The organism is Nostocoides sp. F2B08 (assembly GCF_009184895.1).
Taxonomy (GTDB): Bacteria; Actinomycetota; Actinomycetes; order Actinomycetales; family Dermatophilaceae; genus F2B08.
Window position 1 is genome coordinate 14,090 of the sequence record NZ_WESE01000018.1, and the last position, 17,686, is coordinate 31,775.

Annotated in this window: 19 protein-coding genes; 6 read left to right on the forward strand and 13 right to left on the reverse strand. The window is 64.1% G+C overall.

Annotated elements, in window-relative coordinates:
* The first annotated feature begins 151 nt into the window (after positions 1-151).
* Positions 152-448, forward strand: coding sequence for a hypothetical protein (locus GA707_RS20055; RefSeq protein WP_152180225.1), 297 nt, complete (start codon positions 152-154; stop codon positions 446-448).
* A 122-nt stretch (positions 449-570) separates the two neighbouring features.
* On the opposite strand, the gene GA707_RS20060 is transcribed toward GA707_RS20055, so the two are convergent.
* From GA707_RS20060 to GA707_RS20070, 3 genes are all read right to left on the reverse strand, one after another.
* Entirely contained in the window at positions 571-1,266 is a 696-nt protein-coding gene (locus GA707_RS20060; protein ID WP_152180226.1) for a GNAT family N-acetyltransferase, read from the reverse strand.
* Between the two features lie 106 nt (positions 1,267-1,372).
* Positions 1,373-2,494 carry a serine hydrolase gene (locus tag GA707_RS20065; RefSeq protein ID WP_152180227.1) on the reverse strand — a complete coding sequence of 374 codons (1,122 nt, stop codon included), beginning with the start codon at positions 2,492-2,494 and terminating at the stop codon, positions 1,373-1,375.
* A gap of 357 nt (positions 2,495-2,851) precedes the next feature.
* Positions 2,852-3,223, reverse strand: coding sequence for an STAS/SEC14 domain-containing protein (locus GA707_RS20070; RefSeq protein ID WP_152180228.1), 372 nt, complete (start codon positions 3,221-3,223; stop codon positions 2,852-2,854).
* Between the two features lie 1,025 nt (positions 3,224-4,248).
* On the opposite strand from GA707_RS20070, the gene GA707_RS20075 reads away from it, so the two are divergent.
* Both GA707_RS20075 and GA707_RS20080 read left to right on the forward strand, forming a co-directional pair.
* Positions 4,249-4,470 carry a hypothetical protein gene (locus GA707_RS20075; RefSeq protein WP_152180229.1) on the forward strand — a complete coding sequence of 74 codons (222 nt, stop codon included), beginning with the start codon at positions 4,249-4,251 and terminating at the stop codon, positions 4,468-4,470.
* Positions 4,471-4,755: 285 nt separating this feature from the next.
* Positions 4,756-5,529 carry a hypothetical protein gene (locus GA707_RS20080; RefSeq protein ID WP_152180230.1) on the forward strand — a complete coding sequence of 258 codons (774 nt, stop codon included), beginning with the start codon at positions 4,756-4,758 and terminating at the stop codon, positions 5,527-5,529.
* Between the two features lie 228 nt (positions 5,530-5,757).
* On the opposite strand, the gene GA707_RS20085 is transcribed toward GA707_RS20080, so the two are convergent.
* Together GA707_RS20085 and GA707_RS20090 are read right to left on the reverse strand one after the other, a co-directional pair.
* Positions 5,758-8,085, reverse strand: coding sequence for a DUF262 domain-containing protein (locus GA707_RS20085; RefSeq protein ID WP_152180231.1), 2,328 nt, complete (start codon positions 8,083-8,085; stop codon positions 5,758-5,760).
* A complete protein-coding gene (locus GA707_RS20090; protein ID WP_152180232.1) occupies positions 8,082-9,899 on the reverse strand; it encodes a DUF262 domain-containing protein in 1,818 nt (605 codons plus the stop codon). Before GA707_RS20090 ends, GA707_RS20085 begins: the two co-directional genes overlap by 4 nt.
* Before the next feature lie 441 nt (positions 9,900-10,340).
* Here GA707_RS20090 and GA707_RS20095 point away from each other — a divergent pair, with 441 nt between their 5' ends.
* A complete protein-coding gene (locus tag GA707_RS20095; protein ID WP_152180233.1) occupies positions 10,341-10,778 on the forward strand; it encodes a hypothetical protein in 438 nt (145 codons plus the stop codon).
* A 302-nt stretch (positions 10,779-11,080) separates the two neighbouring features.
* Here the strand turns inward: GA707_RS20095 and GA707_RS20100 are convergent, their stop codons facing one another.
* Both GA707_RS20100 and GA707_RS20105 read right to left on the reverse strand, forming a co-directional pair.
* Positions 11,081-11,908 (reverse strand): alpha/beta fold hydrolase, encoded by an 828-nt coding sequence (locus GA707_RS20100; protein ID WP_152180234.1) that lies wholly within the window; start codon positions 11,906-11,908, stop codon positions 11,081-11,083.
* Positions 11,909-12,155: 247 nt separating this feature from the next.
* A complete protein-coding gene (locus GA707_RS20105; protein ID WP_226963996.1) occupies positions 12,156-12,554 on the reverse strand; it encodes a hypothetical protein in 399 nt (132 codons plus the stop codon).
* A gap of 170 nt (positions 12,555-12,724) precedes the next feature.
* Between GA707_RS20105 and GA707_RS20110 the strand changes: the two genes are divergently transcribed.
* Entirely contained in the window at positions 12,725-13,222 is a 498-nt protein-coding gene (locus tag GA707_RS20110; RefSeq protein ID WP_193315461.1) for a cupin domain-containing protein, read from the forward strand.
* Between the two features lie 364 nt (positions 13,223-13,586).
* Positions 13,587-14,024 (forward strand): hypothetical protein, encoded by a 438-nt coding sequence (locus GA707_RS20115; protein WP_152180236.1) that lies wholly within the window; start codon positions 13,587-13,589, stop codon positions 14,022-14,024.
* 42 nt (positions 14,025-14,066) lie between these two features.
* Here GA707_RS20115 and GA707_RS21455 read toward each other — a convergent pair whose 3' ends face one another.
* From GA707_RS21455 to GA707_RS20145, 6 genes are all read right to left on the reverse strand, one after another.
* The gene (locus tag GA707_RS21455) at positions 14,067-14,456 is read right to left on the reverse strand and encodes a hypothetical protein (protein WP_152180237.1); all 390 of its coding nucleotides are present in this window, start codon (positions 14,454-14,456) and stop codon (positions 14,067-14,069) included.
* Positions 14,457-14,670: 214 nt separating this feature from the next.
* The gene (locus GA707_RS20125; RefSeq protein ID WP_152180238.1) at positions 14,671-15,081 is read right to left on the reverse strand and encodes a hypothetical protein; all 411 of its coding nucleotides are present in this window, start codon (positions 15,079-15,081) and stop codon (positions 14,671-14,673) included.
* A 325-nt stretch (positions 15,082-15,406) separates the two neighbouring features.
* The gene (locus tag GA707_RS20130; RefSeq protein WP_152180239.1) at positions 15,407-16,069 is read right to left on the reverse strand and encodes a hypothetical protein; all 663 of its coding nucleotides are present in this window, start codon (positions 16,067-16,069) and stop codon (positions 15,407-15,409) included.
* A gap of 197 nt (positions 16,070-16,266) precedes the next feature.
* Complete coding sequence (locus GA707_RS20135; protein WP_152180240.1) at positions 16,267-16,635, reverse strand: DUF5615 family PIN-like protein; 369 nt, start codon at positions 16,633-16,635, stop codon at positions 16,267-16,269.
* On the reverse strand, positions 16,632-16,862 hold the full coding sequence (locus tag GA707_RS20140; RefSeq protein WP_152180241.1) for a DUF433 domain-containing protein: 231 nt from the start codon (positions 16,860-16,862) through the stop codon (positions 16,632-16,634). Before GA707_RS20140 ends, GA707_RS20135 begins: the two co-directional genes overlap by 4 nt.
* Before the next feature lie 137 nt (positions 16,863-16,999).
* Positions 17,000-17,344: a hypothetical protein gene (locus GA707_RS20145; protein ID WP_152180242.1), complete on the reverse strand. Its 345-nt coding sequence runs from the start codon at positions 17,342-17,344 to the stop codon at positions 17,000-17,002.
* Positions 17,345-17,686: the final 342 nt, after the last annotated feature.

Consider the following 17,686-nt stretch of genomic DNA (forward strand, 5'->3'; position numbering starts at 1 on the left):
TGCATCGGGATCATCCCGTCTCGCCCGCACTCGCGCAAGGCTTGAGCATCTAGCAGTCACCAAATGGCTCGGAAAACAGCCGAATGGCTCATACCGAAGACAGGAGCGCCGCCGTCGGACCTGACTCGGCTTCGGCTCGAAAGCCTTCAGTATGGACAGCGCCCGCTTCGAGCGCTGCACCTTCATCCACTGTCGCTGGGAGGGGCACTTCGCCACGCAGGCCGACATCATTGACTGCGTCTTTGTCGGTCGAATGAACGGCTGTGTCTGGTTCGGGCACGGACCGGACGCTCAGGGATCCTCGCGTCGCAACGTCATCGAGGGCAACGACTTCACGGCGACGCAGTTCACGGCCAACGTGGGCTGGAGGCAGGGCTTCCCGATCTCCGCGCAAACATGGCCCCAGGGCTACATCCCCTTGATCGACGGGTCAGACCGAAAGGAATAATCCAACGTTCCAACTCGGGCAGGGTCGGCTCCTGACTGCCCAGAATCTCTGCTGATCACACCCTCGAGACTGACAGGTGAGTCCTTCCGCCGGGTGACGGGCTATCTGCTGGTGCATGCCAGTTAGGGGCGAATCGCGAGCTGGACGCAGTCATCCTGGAAGCCGAGTCGATGTGCCGTTCGTCGTGATGCGGTGTTGGAGTCCAAGGATCGCCACCGTGCGATCGCGTGGGCGTGGACTGCGTGACGAGTCGCGGTCGCTGCGACCACTGCCGAGTAGCCATGGCCTCGGGCATCGCCGGCCACGAGCACACCGACGTCGGCAGGAACTCCGTCGAAGAGGCTCAGGTTGGCCGCAGCCACCACCCTTCCGCCCTCGACGTCGAGAAGCCAGGCCTTCTCGAGGTCCTTATTGAAGCCGGACTCCGCCCACTCGCTTCCGGTGACTCGCTCTCGCAGGTGTCGGAGTACTTCAGCCGGGCCGACTGGCCGAGTGCGGGCCGTGTCGGGAAGGGCGTCAGTGTGGTCGAGGAAGGACTGGACGCTAGGCCCCAGCACGGCCCATCCGGGAAGCCGGTCTTGCCACCACGAGGGGTCCGCGACAGTCTCCCTCGTCAGCGGCCATGCCTTCGCTGTGGCAGCCAGCCCGGGCGGGACCGAGGCGATGACCTGGTCCTCGCGAAGGACCACGAAGACACCCGGATAGCCCGCCAGGGCGGATCTGTGGACGAGGAGGACACTAGGCCGGCTCTCGACGTCGTCGACGCCAAGGAACCTCCTCCAGTAGTCCTCCACCCGCACCCGCAATTGCTCCCGCACGCTCGTAGTGAACCACTCACCGACGAAGGCGCGTCTCTCCGCCGGCTGTTGGGCGCGGCTTATCTTATGACTAACGCTGAGGGCTGTGTCCGAGTTGAACTGTCCGCTAGTTGGGTAGGTGGGGGACGATGGCGTTCTCGACCATGCTGATGGCGGACTCACCGCTGAACATCTTGGCCATCCGGGCCGGGTCCCGGTCATCGAACTCGGTAGCAACAGCTACCACCAGGTTCTCGGCGGGAAGGACGTGGATGACCTGGCCGCCCAAGCCGTTGGCCATGTAGCCGGGCTGGCCGGCGATGTCGGTGATCCACCACATGTACCCGTATCCGGTGACGCCGGCCTCGCGGACCTCGACATGGGCCGTGGTGGCCTGCTCGACCCACTCTTCCGGGACGACCTGTTGCCCGTCCCAGCGTCCCTGGTCCAGGTACAGCTGGCCCATCGCGGCCAGGTCCGAAGGGCGCAGCTTGGCGCAGCACGCTCCCTCGTGGAGGCCTTGCGGATCGACCGGCCAGGTAAACCCCGCCACCCAGTACTCCTCGTACAACGCCGCGGCCGCAGCCTCGTCGCTGAAGTCGAACGCCGGCTCGAACGCCGGCTCGGTCGAGATCCCCAAGGGCTCGAACAGTTTCTCCCGGGCGTACTGCAACACGGGCACACCGGTGGCCTCGACCAGGATGGCCGAGAGCAGGTGCGCCCCGGCGTTGGAGTACACGAACGACCCGTCGACCGGGCCGCTCTCGCCGTGGTCGGCCAGGATCTGCCCGACCCAGTCCTCGGCGGCGAAGTACTCCACGCTCGCACCCGCGGTGTCGGGAGCGAAGCCAGCGGTGTGGGTGAGGACCTGATGCAACGTCACCGCAGCGGTCGCCTCGCTCATCTCAGATCTGCGCGACGGTAACAGCTCACCGAGGCTCGCCTCCACGCCGGCGATGTGCCCCTCGTCGATGGCGATCCCGACCAGGGTCGACATCAGCGACTTGGTCACCGAGCGGGTGTCCCAGTACTCCTCCGCAGTGGTACCCGTATAGCGCTGTACGACCGGTTCCCCGTCGCGGTGGACCAGAACCGCTCGCACCTGACCCTCCGGGTCCACCGCAGCCAGGTACTCCTCGACCGCAGGCTCGACCTCGTCCGCCGTGTCCTCTGCCGTCGTGCCTGAGTCGGAGCACCCCGCCAGCAGCAGAGCCGAGGCCGCCATCGCGGACCACACATGACGTCGCACGCTGCACCTCCACAGGTGAGCACGGCCACCAGGCCGAATACATCAAGGTACTGCTCAGCCGGCCACTCGGTCTAGCAGGTCGACGGTCGCTCGTTCCCTGTTGAACCAGCCCACCGACAGCGCCACTTGAGGGAGCACCAAGGTGCGTCACAACGCCGGCTGCTGGGCGCGCCCGTGGTGGTCGCAACGCCAAGATTGGGCGGGGCGGCTCACGAACGGTTGGGGCGTGTGAGCCGGGTAGCAGCACTCCCCCGCCCTGGTTCCGGCCTGAGCGTCCTTGAGTCCCCGAGGTCAATGTGCGCAACGGCGCAGTTTCGGGCTCGGCCGTCGGTCTATGCCGCAGCCCCGGTGTCGGTGTCAGGTTGCTTCCTCGGCCGCCCAACACTTCGCGGTCTCGAGTTCGGCAAGTGGAAAGGCGCGCGCCTGTCCCGGCCACAGGATGCTGAGGATCTTGACTATTGCTCCTGCCCATCGCGCATCGGTCACGATCGCGATCCGCTCAAAGGACGCGGGATGACGCACCCCGAGCTTGAGGTCCTCCCAGAGCGCGTCTTCCTCGTACTCGTCGAACTCGGGACCGAGGACGTAGACCAGACGGACCTTTCCGTGGTCGGCCAGGGCAGCCTCGACCGCGGGCACCACGACATTGCGGTAGTCCTCCTTCTCCACGTCGTCGATCGCCTGTAGGCCGAGGACCCCCGCCGGCATGCCATCCAGAATTCTGATCATCGCCAGTTACTCTCCTTGATCGCTTCCTCGCCATCAGGCCCGAACGAAACAAGGCGTCGACCGATCCATAGCCAAGCCGGATGCAGGCGCGAGGCTGGGTGTGGGGAGGGTGAGCCTTCTCCGACGAGGGATCACACTATCGGCCGATGGCCGCGTCCCAATCACCCGTCCTGGATGAGGCACCTGCTCCTGCCCGGCCCATGGGTTGAGACCTTTTCGGTTTGCGACCCGCAGGAAGGGCCATCCGCAGCTCGCTCGTCAGGGTCGCCGTGATCGCCCTGGTCGTCCTCGGACCCGACACCACCGCGCCGCCGGGGTAACAGTCCTGCCCACCCAACGAACGGCAGGCACGCGTCGCAGATCGCAAGTCTGGCCGTTTCGATGACGGGCGGCACAGACGCAGGGTGACCGCTTTCGCCGGGTGACGGGCTCTCCTACTGGCGCCGGGATACGAGGCCTCCAACACCTTTGGTCGGGTTGTTCGCCTCATCTGGACGCGGTTGGGAGCACCCCCCGTTGTGCGCGATTGTGCCGACTTGGTCGAAAGGTGGCCGACATCGAGTCGCGTACTGAGTTGGCCGGACTTCAGCGCACTCGGGGGTTTCGTCGCCCCGCTACACATCGCGACAGTCTCCGGCCTCGGTACCGTGAACAACGGCGGCTGCTGACAGCCTGAAAGATCGGAGGCCCTGGAGGATCTGATGAGGCGATTACCGTGGGTTTCGAGGGCAGCGGTGGCAGCCCCGTCGGATGTGGCGTGGTCGGTCACGGTGGTTCAGCCACTCCCAGACTGTCCCAGCGTTGAGGAGGGATGGGAACGCCTTGCCACGCAGACACGATGGGGAGAATGGAGGTCGGAGAGCAAGTTACGAGGTCCGGGCGTCACGACCACGCTGGTCCCCCCGGCTGCAGAGCCCCTGAGGGCCGGCGATGAGTACATCGTGAAGGTATCCAGGTTCATGAGGATTTGCTGCCGGGTTCTCGAGTCTTCGTCCCCGGGTGCTACTGCCGGTGACGATGGCGAAATGATCTTCGACGCGGTTGGCGTGGTCCTGGGCGGCGTGGTCAATGCTCGGTTCCGGTTCACCGTCTTCAACGACACCGAGGGGACGGTCACGGCTCGCGCCCAGGAGAAGATGTTCACGTTGCCGTTTCTCCTGCCGTCCAAGGAGACCCTTGAGAGCGAGCACAGGCATACCTTGAAGGATCTCAACGCCAGCTTCGCCACCCGCGCTGATAGTCAGTGAGGGCGTCAGGGGCTGATGGGAGTCACTCGGGGTGTCCCTTTCCGCCGGCTGTCGACCTTGCCGATCGCCACCTCGACATGTTGGTGGGATGAGCGTCGCAAGGACCCGGGGGCGAACAGGCGCCGGCGGGTCGGGGCGCTCTACGGCTCGTATCGGAGCGGCTCGAGATGGGTCAACCACGCGACCCTGTTGGTCGGGCTCGGCGTCGGAGAATCAAGTACAGATGCACCCAGTAGCCCGCACGTCGGTGCGAGTTTCGCGCGATCGTCCATTGCATGATTGCTCATGCCCATCACCGTCTCCTTCCCCGCCTACGAGATGACCACCGCCCTCGACGGTGCCCTCGCAGTTAGGCTCAACATGCACGCTGCCGAAGCAAAAGACCTGCTACAGGGCGCTCGCTTCGATCAAGCGCCAGTCATCAACGTCGAGGACCGGTTGTGTGGCTGGGTCCGCACCGCGGACCTTGGACGGCGTGGCACGGTCAGCCGGTCACTCATCCCGCTTGAGCGATGCGCAATCCAAGCTCGCGACACACCGGTTAAGGATGCGGTGCAGGCAATTGCGGCCTCCGGACTCGTGTTTTTCGCTGGCCCTTCAGGCATCACTGACTTCGCTGTCGGATCAGATCTGGATCGCCATGTAGTGCGCTGCTACCTGTATGTTGTGCTCGCCGAGGCCGAGATGCTACTCGCGGACGCCGCCGAAGCATTCCTTTCCCAGGAAGCCATCGAGGTGCTGATACAAGGCCGGGAACGGACACGTTACGAAGCCGCGTGCGCTCAGGACGTCGAGACGCGGCCGGTCGAGTACCTGATGTTTCGTGCATATTCACGCATCGTCGACCGTATTCCTCCGCTCGTTGAAGCCTTTCCTGGTAGTCAGAACGAGCTGCGCGCGGTGCTGAAAGAGTTCGCCAAGCTGCGGAACTGTGTTGCTCACCCCTCCAAGTCCCTGACAACTGAATTCTCCGTAACAGACGTCGCGGCGCTTGCCACGAAAGCTGAAGCCTTCACAGAGGGACTCCGGCAGGCACGCCGATCGAGCGCTCGACGGTGATCACCGGAGTAGCATGCCTGCCGACGGAACGGCCCTGCCGTCGCGTCTAACCGCCGGGTGCCGGGGGCACCGGGGGTTGGATCTCAGCGACCACTGTGGGCGCGCGAAATGGTCCTGCGCACATCAGCCATCGCCGATACGGGTCGGGCTCGCTCAGGCTGCCCAAGCCGCTCTCGACACGCTCGTGACTGCGGTGAGTATCTTCCTTGGAGTCCGCAGAACGGTCATTCACAGGCCAGCCTCGATTAGGGCGCGGACAAGTCGTACGCCGAACTGGATTCGGTCCTGTGAATCTGGGCCGAACTCGTCATCGGTAGCTTTCGCCACCTTGACCGAGAGGGTCGGTTCCTCGCCTTTGATCTCGACCGCACCCAAGGCGAAAGTGGAGTCCTTGAATGCGTCCGTGTGCTCCGCGGCCCTTGGCGCCAACAGTTCGTATCCGGCAGGCACGCACCGAATGCCTACCCCGCTTCCCGCAAGCCGTAGCCACCGCGGGTCCCACTCATAGCCGGAGAAAGATGGTCGTTGGACCTCGTCCGGTTCGCCCAGCTCTCGGTAGATCGTGAGCAAGTAGGGGTCGTGATAGTAGGCGTTACGGTACTTCTTGCCGCCGGGTAGGTTGGTGAGACTAAAGCCCATCCGTCGTCCGTGGGCGTAGTAGCGCCCGGATGCGCCGGCGCGCATGGCGCGGTACTTCACGACGTAATAGCGCCAGTCGTAACTGGACGCCTCTTCGCATCCCTGCAGCCATTCGGCCTGCATCTTCTTCAGCGTGGCGTCGAGAGGGCTCGAAGCAGCTGAAACAGCGTCGAGGAACATTCCGAGCACGGTCGCGGTATTGGCGGCGTCCGTGCGTGTACGTCCGACGAGCACCTCGCGCCACGCGTCGCGGTACTCCTGGTCCCAAGTGCCGAATTGGAACGACTCGGAATCTGTCAATGTGCCGTTCCGTTGACGTGGCCACTGGTACTCCCCGAACGTCAGCAGCGCACCGGTGACGTCCCACCACAGGCTCGGGTCGGCCATGAGATTGTGGAAGGTGACCCAACGAGGGACGAGCGTCTGAGCGTCCAGCGTGAATGCGGTGGTTGAGCCCTTCAGGAGGACGTGGTCCTCCACCTCCCGCAGTGTTCCAGCGAGCTGGGGATGCTCGACGAGGAAGGCGCGCTTGTCGGATTCGTCGCTGATCTGGGCAACGGCGAAGGTGTTGCCGGGCTGTGGGAGGGTGCCGTCCTTGATCAATGCGCGGGTGTCGGCTACGAGGCGCGGCATGCGTTCGGCGCGCATCTCGTAAGTCGATCCCTCGATGAGGTTGCGGAGCGTGCGTAACCGGGGCGGGAAGTCATCCGTTTCGTCAGCTAGGTTGAGTACGACGGCGTAGAGCAGCAGGGTTTGGCCGAAGGTGAACGTGCGATTGCCTCCGCCGCCGGTGTCTCCGTAGCTGCGGCAGGCGGCTTCGAAGAGGTTGACGTTGGGATCGCGGAAGAAGAGGGGGAGTCGATCGTCGTCCACGTCGTCTATCGACCTACCGAAGAGGCCGTCGAACCTTGCTGCGACGTCCACGCCCTTCCATACGTTGAAGGCAGTGAGCAAGAAGGCGAGGTGTTCACGTCGTCGCGGGTTGGTTTCGCCGAACACGCGGGCAGCTCGCTGGAGCCGGGTGAGTGTTCCCGCACCTGACCCGAGGGGTTCGTCGCTCCACTCGCACACCTCTGTGACGAAGTCGAAGTATCGAAGGAACTCGTCGTCGACTAGGTCATCGTCACCGCGGAACCGCCATAAGAGGTCCGCCCACTCGGTGTCGGCTTTCAGGGCGAACTCGGCGGCTTCGTCCGGCGACCACTCGATCACCGACTCAAATCGCGCTTTGAAGTTCTCAAAGTCTGTGAGGGGCTTCCCGCGGGAGTTCATCTTCACGTAGAGGTCCTCGGCCGAGCCCATGTCAGGGAGCGGGAGAAGGTGGAAAGAGATAGCGGGGTTGTCTTCGTCAGTGAGGTGCTCCCACGCTTGGTGTGCGTCCACGTCGCCGAACTCGTGGTCGATTGCGTCGAGCATGACGAGCATCGAGTTGATGGTCGGGTCGTACCGCCACACGTATAGGTACCACGGCTGGTTCTGTACCCACTCCGAGATTAGTCCGCCGCCGGCGTTCGGGGTGGAGACAGCCAGACGATGGCAGAACCGACGAGCGCTCGGACGCGTCTCGTAAGTGAAGTTGACCCAGGCCGAATCCTTTGTCAGGTTTCCGCTTCGCGACGCGAGGTACCAGTGCAAGAGGAAGAGTGTGGTCAGGCGCTGCTGGCCGTCGAGCGGCTGAAGCGTGCCGTCCTGCTTGAGCTCACCGTAAACGAAGTCAAGGCTGACGGGCTTCGGATGCTTGCCGGAGACCGCGCCCCGCAGGACCTCGAGGAAGTTGCGTCGGATCTCGTCGATCTTCTCGCCGCGGCGGCCTTGGGCGTAGTCGCGCTGGATAAGGGGAATCTCCACGCGAGTGATGACCGCCCCGTGAGCCGTCTCCGGGGAGAACATGCGACTGAAGGACTCGATGCGGCTCATGGTGCGGCCTCCCCTTGAGCCTCGAGCTGGAGGTACGGGGTGAGCTCGCGCTCGATGGCGGTCATATACGCCTTGCGGTCCTGTGGGCCCCAGAAGTGCAGTTGTTGTGCACGACGATCGGTGTAGTACTTGAGGAATGCGTTGCGGGTGCAGATCGGGATGTACGACCCCTTTCGGTCGAGGCCGAGTACGAGCTGACGCTTCACCTCGAACACCCAGTTGTTAAGCGTGCTGTTGTCGTTCTTCTCCAGAAGCGCGAGGTTACTGAGCGCATGCTCCTCGGGCGCACCGTCGACGTCGGGAGGTGAGTAGATCCTACGAAGCTCCGCCTCGAGTGCTTGGAACTTCTCCAGCGTCAGCGCCGCGAGCGCCTCGTCAATACGATGCGAGAGATCCTCGACCTCTTTGGCTTCGAGGTTCGGCATACCCGACAGCGCGTGTCTGTGCTGGCGCAGCCACTCGGTCCACTGCTCGACAGTGTTGAGACCGTCGGAGTTCTGGGCGTGGATGTGCTCAAGAGACCAAGTCCGGGCGGCATACGTGTGGAAAGAGAAGCGCTCGGTGGAGTGGGTCAGCTTCCGCACCGCCTCGACATTCATGAGCAGGAGTGCTCGCCCAATCTTTGCGTCGTCCTCGCCGTACCTGAGGTCGCGCAGAGCCGAAAGCGTCAGGTTGAGGCCGACACGTCGGCCGCTGGCGATCGTCTCGTGGAGGCTCTCGTTGAACTGGCTTCTCGTGGCTCCGTCGGCGAGAGCGAGCACGCTACCGAACGGGAGTCCACACGCGGTCAGGTAGCCAATCTTGTGGAACGAGTCGCGTTCCTCGTACCAGCCGGTGAGCAAAGAATGCAGATCGACTACGTGATCCCACAAATGGGCGGCGCCCTGCCCCTCGTTCACGTCGTGGTCGCACAGCAGACCCGAGAAGTCGCCGGGTTGGACGATGGCTCTGCGCAAGGTTTCGAACGTGTGGAAGTTCGGTCGATCGCGTCCGCGCAGCGGCTTCCGTTCGCCAGCGTCCCTGCCGTCCCTCGCGCGAAGCCGATCAGACAGTTGGTCCGCGATCGTGTCGAGGAGCAGGCTGATGTGCGTCGCCTCGTCGTCAGATTTTGCTGTCAGGAATGCCCATAGTTCTGGATCCCGCAGGTCGCGTTCGATCGCATCCCATTCCGAGGCGACGCTGAGAGCACGGTCCGTCCCGTCCACCTCTCGGCTGCGGGACAGCAAGAGTGCCTTCACCAGTTCGGCATCGGTCAAGGGGATGCGGCCGACGTTCAGGCGAGTGAACAACTCGATGGAGTCGGTGGTCTCGGGGGCTTCGTACCAGATGACCTTCACGCGGCGGGAAAGTGCCGAGTAGATCTCCCATGCCGACGTTGAGGCGTCTTCCTGCCGATCGAGCCACACGCCGATCGCCTGCCATGCAGCGAACATGTGGAAGAAATCGATGTTCTCGTCAGCCTTCTTCTTGGTTGGTTGCAGGAGGAATTCTGCGCTGCGTGGTCGCGTTTCGTACTCGATGCTGTATTTCACTTCTGCCATGGGGACATAGGTCTTGAAGTAGCGGACGATGAGAGCCAGTGTCGTCAGTCGCTGCTGGCCGTCAATCAACTCCCAACGGTTGTCCCCTAGGGCCTTCACAACGATGGGCTGCAGGTAGTACGTGGCTCCTTCGCTGTCGCGGATGTCCTGAAGCAGCCGGGTCACTTCGATTTCGGTCCATCGATACCCACGCTGATAACGGGGAACGAAGAAGTCCCCCGAGATCCTGCCAACCTCCAGCCCTTCGAAAGTTCCTGCGTCCTCGTCAGCCATGTACGGTCCCCTCGTTCGTCTTGCGACACCCATCATCTCTTCGCCCGCAATGAACCGCGGTGAGGGTGGACCAGGCCGTCGGTCGACCGGAGCCGGCAGTCCTTGCCTCGCGTGCACGGTACCGCGGAGTTCAAGACCAAGTGTCACCTCTGGGCTAGGCCGGGATGCGATGAAATGCGGGGGTCAAATGGGCAGCGGCAAACGCGGTCCGCTGATGGGTGGCCCGGAGGCAGTAGTTGTGTCACACCGCCGGCCAGTGGACGGCCCCCAACTAACCAACACGGCAAGCGCGGAGGACCGCTGAATGAGGAGCATGTGCTGGTGTGTGGCGAGGATGTCAATGGCCACCAGGTCGTCGTCCGAGCAACTGGCTACCTCGGGGAGCACGCTCTCATACACTGAAAGCATTGCAGAGGGCATGAACGAGGGGACAACCCACACATGAAGAGGACGATCGCCGTCGCGACCCTCGCGACAACGGCCCTGACCGGCTGTGGATCTGGCTACATGTCCGATCTCGCCGTCGTCGATTCAGAGCAGCGCTACTACGAAGAGGTCGAGCGGCCACGTGAAGCCGAGGAGATCGAGGAGAAGCGAGTTGCAGAGCGCCTCGAGGCGCAGCGCGATGTCGACCCTGGTCTCAGCCATTCTGACTGGGACGAGATCATCGAGGACGTTCTAGAACCTGGCTCATGCGTTGACGTGACTTCGTACGACTACGACTGGGGCAACGACATGCTCTGCATGAATTTGGACGGGACCAAGTTCTCGACAAATTACGCCGAAGCGCGGGCGTTCGCCTACCGAAATGGCAAGGAGAGGCTTGCGGACGAGATGATCTGCTCGGCTGTCCCAGACGCGGCTGGCTGCCCTCCCTGATCCTCGATTCACGACACCAGGACCCGGACGAGCTTCACCCCGCAGACCCGGCAGGCGCCGGCGTGACGCAGGCGCAAGCGCTTCTCGCCGGTTCCTTCTCCGTCCACACAGTTACCGTACGTTTCCGGCTTCCCCATTGGCGATCAACGAGACAGGAAGTTGCGGCACTCCGCCGGCTGTCGACCCCTGGTGCCCCGCCCACCGGGCCGGTGGCGGTCGCGAGTTGGAGAGTGAGCCGATCCTCAGCGGTTGATCGCGCCAACCGCGGCGTTTCGGCCGTTTCCGGTGTGCTTGTCAGGGGTTCATTTCATTCCCCGACCCGCCACCATCGTGTGGCGGCCGAGGAAGTCGGCAAGCGCGTCTGCGATCTGGGGTGTGTGCGTCAGGGGTAGGGAGTGATCGGCCCCGGTGAGCAGTATGTCTTCTGTCTGCGGCAACCAGGTGCGGACCAGCTTCCGTACTTCGGCGAACCATGGACCGCTGTCGGTGCCGCTGACGTGCAGCACCGGGCAGCTGATGCGCCGCGCATCCTCAACGTCGAATCGCCAGGACATCAATGCGGGGAGGTCGGTGTCGAAGAATGTCGTGCTGTCGCGCTGCATTTGCTCGGCTGCGCCCGGCAGGCGCTGTTCGACCTCGGCTCGCCAGTGGGGCCCGATCACTTGGTTCAGGAAGTGTGCCAGCGCCGTGTCCGGCCCGTACACCTGCCGGACCTTCTGGAGCCGGGCGTTCGCCGCGCGGAAGTCTGCCGAGCTGGGTACGTGCACCGGAGGGGGTTCGATCAGCGTCAGGGTCTGGACGTACTTCGCGGCGTCAGCGGCGAACTGCAGGCTCACGGCGCCGCTGTAGGAGTAGCCGACGATGTGGACCCTGCCTAGCCCAAGGGCATCGATGAGGTTTCGACAGTCGGCGGCATCGCGAACGACCGACCCGGGGCCTTGGACCGGGCTGCTCCTGGCGTAGCCACGCCGGTGGTAGAGGATCGCACGGTACGCGCCGTGAGCAACGAGGTGGTCGGCCAGCGGCGCCAGCTCATCGGCGGTCAGCGCCGTTTGCACCAGGACGACGGGTTCCCCGGTCCCCACGTCATGGACTTCCAGCTCGAGGCGTCCGACCTCAACGAGGCGCATCCTCGCAGGCTAGCCCGAGATGGCTCACTGTGCTCCGATCTGCGAGGTCGCGCGACAGGTCCGGCTGCCCGCCGCAGACGTCATCGGTAGCCAATTACGACCACCCGGGAAGCTAAAGTCTCGGTGTCCGAGAGAGACAGCAACACCGTCCGGGCGCCCGCCTGGGATTGTGGGCCGGTCCTGTCCGCCGGGAGCTGACCGTGGGGAAGTGACTGATCGATTGCGCGCCGCCAGGCGCTCTCCGGACTCATCCGGCACCTGCGCGTAAGCGGGTGAGCAACTTTTCGCCCAGCACTACCTCGTGCGGGAGTTCGCTGAGCGTCTTGCCCTCGACGTCGACACCATGGCGTCGAAGGACCTCGGCCAGGGTGGCCCAATGAGTTGCTTGCATGTACTCCTGCGAGTAACCGTCAAAAGGCTCGTCGGGACCGACCACCACTCGTGCGCTCTCCACGATCTCGACCGCGGACAACGATGACCAGATATCCGGAGGACCGGATTCGCTCCAGCCTCGGTCGTCAAGGAGGATCACTCGATCGCCGTTGGAGAGGACGGCCTCGTGACGAGCTGACACCGACAGTCGCCTTGGGTCAGCGACCGAGTCGGTGACCTCGACGAACGTCACCAACCGCATCACGTGCACCACACGCTCATGATCACATTGACGTCCTCGACGCAGAAGGCCTGCGGGTTCGACCCTGCAGCCCGGCCGCCGACACTTGCGCAGTCGGATCGAAGGACTGGCTGGCCCACTGCATGTGGGCGACGGCGGGAATCTGTCCGCGTCGGCGTCGAGGACGCGCGATACGGTCAAGCATGGATCGTCAACCGTTCTCGGTGCAGCCAGGTGCAGGCAAGTTCGTCGACCTGGGCGGGGTGGGTGTTCACTTCAAAGTTCGGGGTGAGCAAACCGGTGGCGCGTTCGCCGTCGTCGAGCATCCGGTCGCTCCGGCCACGATCGTCGAGCCGCACCTGCACGAACATGAGGACGAGCTCTCGTACGTGCTGGAAGGCGTGCTGTGGGCCCGCGTCGGTGACCAGGAATTGGAGTTGTCCGCAGGGTCCTATTTGTGGAAGCCGCGGGGTGTCCTGCATTCCTTCTGGAACCCTGGTCCCGACCCGGTCCGGATTCTGGAGACGATCTCGCCGGCCGGGTTCGAGGGCTTCTTCGAAGAACTTGCCGACCTCATCTCGCAGCCAACACCGCCGGAAGACGAGCGGGTGTACGAGCTCTGTGAACGATACGGGCTCACCTTCGACCGAAGCTGGTTGCCCGAACTTGAGTCGCGGTTCGGTCCGATGCAGATGGTGTAGCGCGTAGCTCCGATCAAAACCTCGTCCGTCTCCCAGGTCGCTGCACACCGCCGCGAAACGCACGCCCTACCCGGCGGCGATCGGCTGTGGCGCCCCCCGCGACTTCGCGCTGGTCAGGACTGCTTGGAGCCGTGACGGACGGCCAACCTGACGATGAAGTAGAGGGCAGTGGTCATGGCGACAACCACGGCCAGCAGGACCGCCAGTTCGGCGGCATTGATCCCCAACACGAGAGCAATGTAGCGACAGCTTCGGTGTCTGCGCAGTGCACTCCACAGCGCTTCCCGGCATCGAGCACTGCGTAGGCCCTTCCGCCGCCTGTCATCCTTCCCTTTCGCATCTGTGGAGGCCAGACTCACCCCTTGTGAGCGAGATCGAGATCGAGATCAAGCAGGTCGATGAGCGTGATTCCAGCTGGGAAGACTCGAATCCGAGGTTCAGGGTCTACTTCCATGGCAGCGGCCCAGACTCGACCCACGGGTGGACGGACACCTATGACGTCACCGGTGCTGACGTTCTTCAGGTCATCGACTGGGCCCAGCGCCAAGCCGGTCAGGTGTTGACCTATGCGATCGCCCTCGTGCGCGACTATGAGGCGGCTGAACTGCGCAACCCGGGGCACGGACGAGGACTTATCTGGCTAGTGGGCTGCGATGGCAACGACAGCAACCTGGACCACACGCAGGAACGACGAAGTCGCATGTTGACCCGCCGTACCGACCCGGTAGGAATCCCCGGAGCCGACAGCATGCCTCTTCAGGTGCTCTCGCCGTACACCAATGGAGCGGACGAGGGTTTGTAACGAGCCGCCTGCCCGCTGCACACCGCTAGAGGACGCGACTGCCTAGGGAGCGCATGCCTGGACGACCGTGGGTCGATAGCCTCCGCCGGTGTGGCGCTCAAGGCGAACGGTGGCGACGATCTCTCCGTCACCATCGACGCGAATCCACAGGTTGGACGAGATTTGGCGGTCTTCGCCCGAGGGCGCCGCGTAAGCCCGAAAGGCGCGCTGGGCAGCTTCGGCTGAGGTGTCCTCGCGTGGGCCGCTGCCTTCGCCGTAGTCGATATCAGTTGACTCGACCTGATCGCAGGTGAGGACGGCTGGAATCTCTGACGGCGAAGCTGGGCCGCCAGTATCGGAGCCGCTGCAGCCACTCGCACCGAAGGCGATGGCCAGTGTTGCCACCGCACGGGCGTGGCTTTGCGACCGAGACATCTTGTGGCGCGGGCTCATCGCAATGACCCTCCGTAACAACGCGACAGTGCGAATGTCGTGGACTTCCACAGTCGGCCGGCAGTCGTGCCGGGCGCCCAGATGGCGTCACCACATGGTGTTCCCACCGTACTGATCCGACCATCTCAAGCGCCATCGCAAGGTGCCCCATATCGCCGCGAAACGCGCGGCGCCGGAGGCATCTCGCCCGCAGTGGGCGGTCGAGCGCCTGGCATCATCGACCTAGATTCGGCGTCTCGTCCGTTGACAGGAGGATCTTGTGAGTTTCGGTGAGGTCGTCGTGATCGGCCTGTTTATGGCTCTCGGTTCCCTGCTCTACTTCGGATTCGGCGATGCGTGGGACGCGCTCCAGGCGCCTCGGCGCTCCCGACGCTTCGCGCGTGGTCGCAGAGTGTCCGTTCCACTTTGGTTCTACGATGCCATAGGGGTCGCGCCGGATGAGAGATGCAGTAGGAGCCCAGGCTTCAGCCATAAGTTCTCGATTCGCTGCCAACAGGGCCAGCCCGTATCTGCCGGTCGATGGATCTCGACGTTGGAACCAAGAGACGAATTCATCCGCTGCTTGTCGTTGGAGCTGAACGACTGCAATCGAGTCGTGGGAGATCACCGCGTCGTACATCTTCACGGCTGGGAAAGGAGGCATGTCTCTCCCGTCATCTCGGTACGAACGACGGACTACGAGATCCTGGTCGAGACACTGAAAGAGTCAAGGCGTCTGGGCGACCGACCCTGAACGTCCATCCAATAGACGCCGATACGCCTCGGTGTCGTCATCACGACGGTGAGCCTGGGCAAGGTCTTGGGACGTGCATGGCTGTCCGTCCTCGCCCTCGGTGGCCACGAACAGCTCACTGAGTCGACGAAGTTCCCCGGCCGAAGACAGCGCCGATCTCCACGTGCGTCCTAGCGCAGCGTGTCGCGCGGGGTAGGGGCCGCGTTCCTGTCGTTACCTATGGCGAGGGACGGGCGCCAGGGGTGCGCCACAAGAGGTACCAGGGTTGGCCGCGGTGGTGGTCCAGATATGCCTGGAGCACGTCCGCTCTCGACAGCGTCGTCGGCCGCTCGTGGACGGTGAGCGCGTCAAGCGCACGCTGCACGCGAACGTCGTAGTGACACCTGTCGCCAACTGCGATCCGCCGAGGCACGTCGTCGACGACCTCGAGCTCGAACTCGATGAGCGCTGGGTCTTTGATGCCAATCGCGGCCAGGATGGCCCTGATAGCCCCGGTGCCGCGTCGATGGACAGGCGCTCGGACCCGAAGGCCGACAATCCGATCCCACTCGATGCACTCCCCGGCAGGGTCCCGCACGCCGACCGAGTCAGTTGTCACGCCTTCGTCCTGTCCCCAGCGAACCGACCCGCCCAGGTCATCGGACCGCCACGGACGCGCAGGAGCACCTGGCCACCCGTCGAGGAGCGCGGTACCGAGCGTGCCGGCCCAGACCAGAATCGCGACACCGAGCCAGATCGCGCCCTGCAGCGCAGAACCCTCACGCACCAGCAGCGCCGCGACGACAAGCAGGACCACCGCCATTACCAGGGACCAGAGCCAGTCGTAGTGGCGAAGCGGCTCATCCTCCTGGCCAGCGAATCGTCGCACCAGGGAGGTCACCGGGTTCCCCATCATCACGTCCCTCTGCGCGCTTGTTCGATGAGCGTGACTCGGCCGTGCGACGGTCCAACGGAGTGACGCGTGCCTCGACTGCGTGCCTAGACGACGAGTGGCCGATCGGCACACTTAAGACCGTCCCGACCACGTCAACATCGTCGCATGTCGACGCGCGACCTTTCGCCGCGAGTCGGGCGGCGTCAGCCCTGGATCGGCAGTCTGCGGATCCGGATGTTGTCGTTGGTGAACACGACGATGGCCCCTGCGTCCAGATCCTCGGCAACCTGCTCGAGGTTTCCCAGCAGGGTGGCTGCTTGATGCTCGGGTGCCCGGTTGCCCTGCCGGAACAACACCAGGCTTGGGAGAGCGGTACCTGCCCTGGCCAGCAACTCGCCGAAGTCGGTGTCCGAGGAGACCAGGACTCGCCCATCGGTCCGCGCCATCTCCAGGACGTCATGGTCGATGCCACCGGCCAGTCCGCTGTCCACGACATGAAGGACGTCGTGGCCCGCCTCCTCGAGCAGCGGCACCAAACGCTGGCTCAGACACTCGTCGAGCAGAAACCTCACGCTGACGTGCGTAGCGGAACCTGCCGCTCGCTGACGGCCATGGCCGCGAACTCCAGAGCTGCCCGCACATCGTCAGCCGCCAGAGTCGGATAGTCGGCGAGAATCTCTTCGGCCGTGCGTCCCTGAGCTACCAGTCCGACGATTGTGGCCACCGGGATCCGAGTACCACGCACGCACGGGACACCGCCCATGATGCGATGGTCGGCGACGATACGGGAGTCGGACATGGATTCAGTGTAGGCCCGTAGCCCTCCCCTCAGCCTCCGCCCGAAGCACCGTCTCTTCGCCGCGAAACGCGCGTGCGCGCGGTTCATCGGGGCCGAAGTGAGCCGTTGTTGTCTGGCAGGCGGCGACCGGTGTCTCGTCAACTGACTCTGCTCTGGATTCCTTCTAACGCGAGGGCCTTGAGCTGGAGCTCGACCGCCCACTGGGTCGACCCCCATACGGTGACGACGCCGTCGGTGATGTCGACCGCGCCAGCACCGGGGATGACCCAATTCGCCGCCCGCACCTCGTGAGTCCGCGAACGAGAACTCGTGATCCCTCCGCCGGACCCAGGCTCCCCGAGCTCGAACTCTTCCCCGGTGGGGAACCGCAGCGTCGAGCCGGCCAGGTTGCAGCCCGGCTCCCCCATCTGAGCCAGCGAGGTGACGTCGATCGTGGCAACCGGACACGGCTCCAAGTCGCCAGCCCCCGGCGGGACCCTCACCCCGCCACTAGAACAACCTCCCAGCAACGGGAACAGGACTCCACAGGCAGCGGCCGCGACAGCCCGCGTCCCGACCTTCGATCTCCACCAGCGGCCGTCCCCTTCGCCCGGAAGCAAGTCGAGCCGAATTCCCCCAAGGTTCCTCACGCGCTCATCGTGCCCCATCGGCCCGTGATGCATGCTCAACAAGTGCGGCCGTGTCACACCGCCGCGAGTCGACCAGACCTGAAAGGTCGGGCCCGTCTCTGTCGAGTCTCTGCCGGCTGATCGAGACCTCGGGGGTTGGACGAGGGGGCGGTAGGTCGCGTGCGAGGATGATCGTTCGTGCGTTTTCTAGCTGGT

Coding starts and splice junctions, on each gene's coding strand:
- GA707_RS20080 (WP_152180230.1), top strand. CDS start 4,756: ATGCCCATCACCGTCTCCTTCCCCGCCTACGAGATGACCACCGCCCTC.
- GA707_RS20085 (WP_152180231.1), bottom strand. CDS start 8,085: ATGAGCCGCATCGAGTCCTTCAGTCGCATGTTCTCCCCGGAGACGGCT.
- GA707_RS20110 (WP_193315461.1), top strand. CDS start 12,725: ATGGATCGTCAACCGTTCTCGGTGCAGCCAGGTGCAGGCAAGTTCGTC.
- GA707_RS20070 (WP_152180228.1), bottom strand. CDS start 3,223: ATGATCAGAATTCTGGATGGCATGCCGGCGGGGGTCCTCGGCCTACAG.
- GA707_RS20095 (WP_152180233.1), top strand. CDS start 10,341: ATGAAGAGGACGATCGCCGTCGCGACCCTCGCGACAACGGCCCTGACC.
- GA707_RS20140 (WP_152180241.1), bottom strand. CDS start 16,862: ATGTCCGACTCCCGTATCGTCGCCGACCATCGCATCATGGGCGGTGTC.
- GA707_RS20075 (WP_152180229.1), top strand. CDS start 4,249: ATGATCTTCGACGCGGTTGGCGTGGTCCTGGGCGGCGTGGTCAATGCT.
- GA707_RS20055 (WP_152180225.1), top strand. CDS start 152: ATGGACAGCGCCCGCTTCGAGCGCTGCACCTTCATCCACTGTCGCTGG.
- GA707_RS20100 (WP_152180234.1), bottom strand. CDS start 11,908: ATGCGCCTCGTTGAGGTCGGACGCCTCGAGCTGGAAGTCCATGACGTG.
- GA707_RS20090 (WP_152180232.1), bottom strand. CDS start 9,899: ATGGCTGACGAGGACGCAGGAACTTTCGAAGGGCTGGAGGTTGGCAGG.
- GA707_RS21455 (WP_152180237.1), bottom strand. CDS start 14,456: ATGAGCCCGCGCCACAAGATGTCTCGGTCGCAAAGCCACGCCCGTGCG.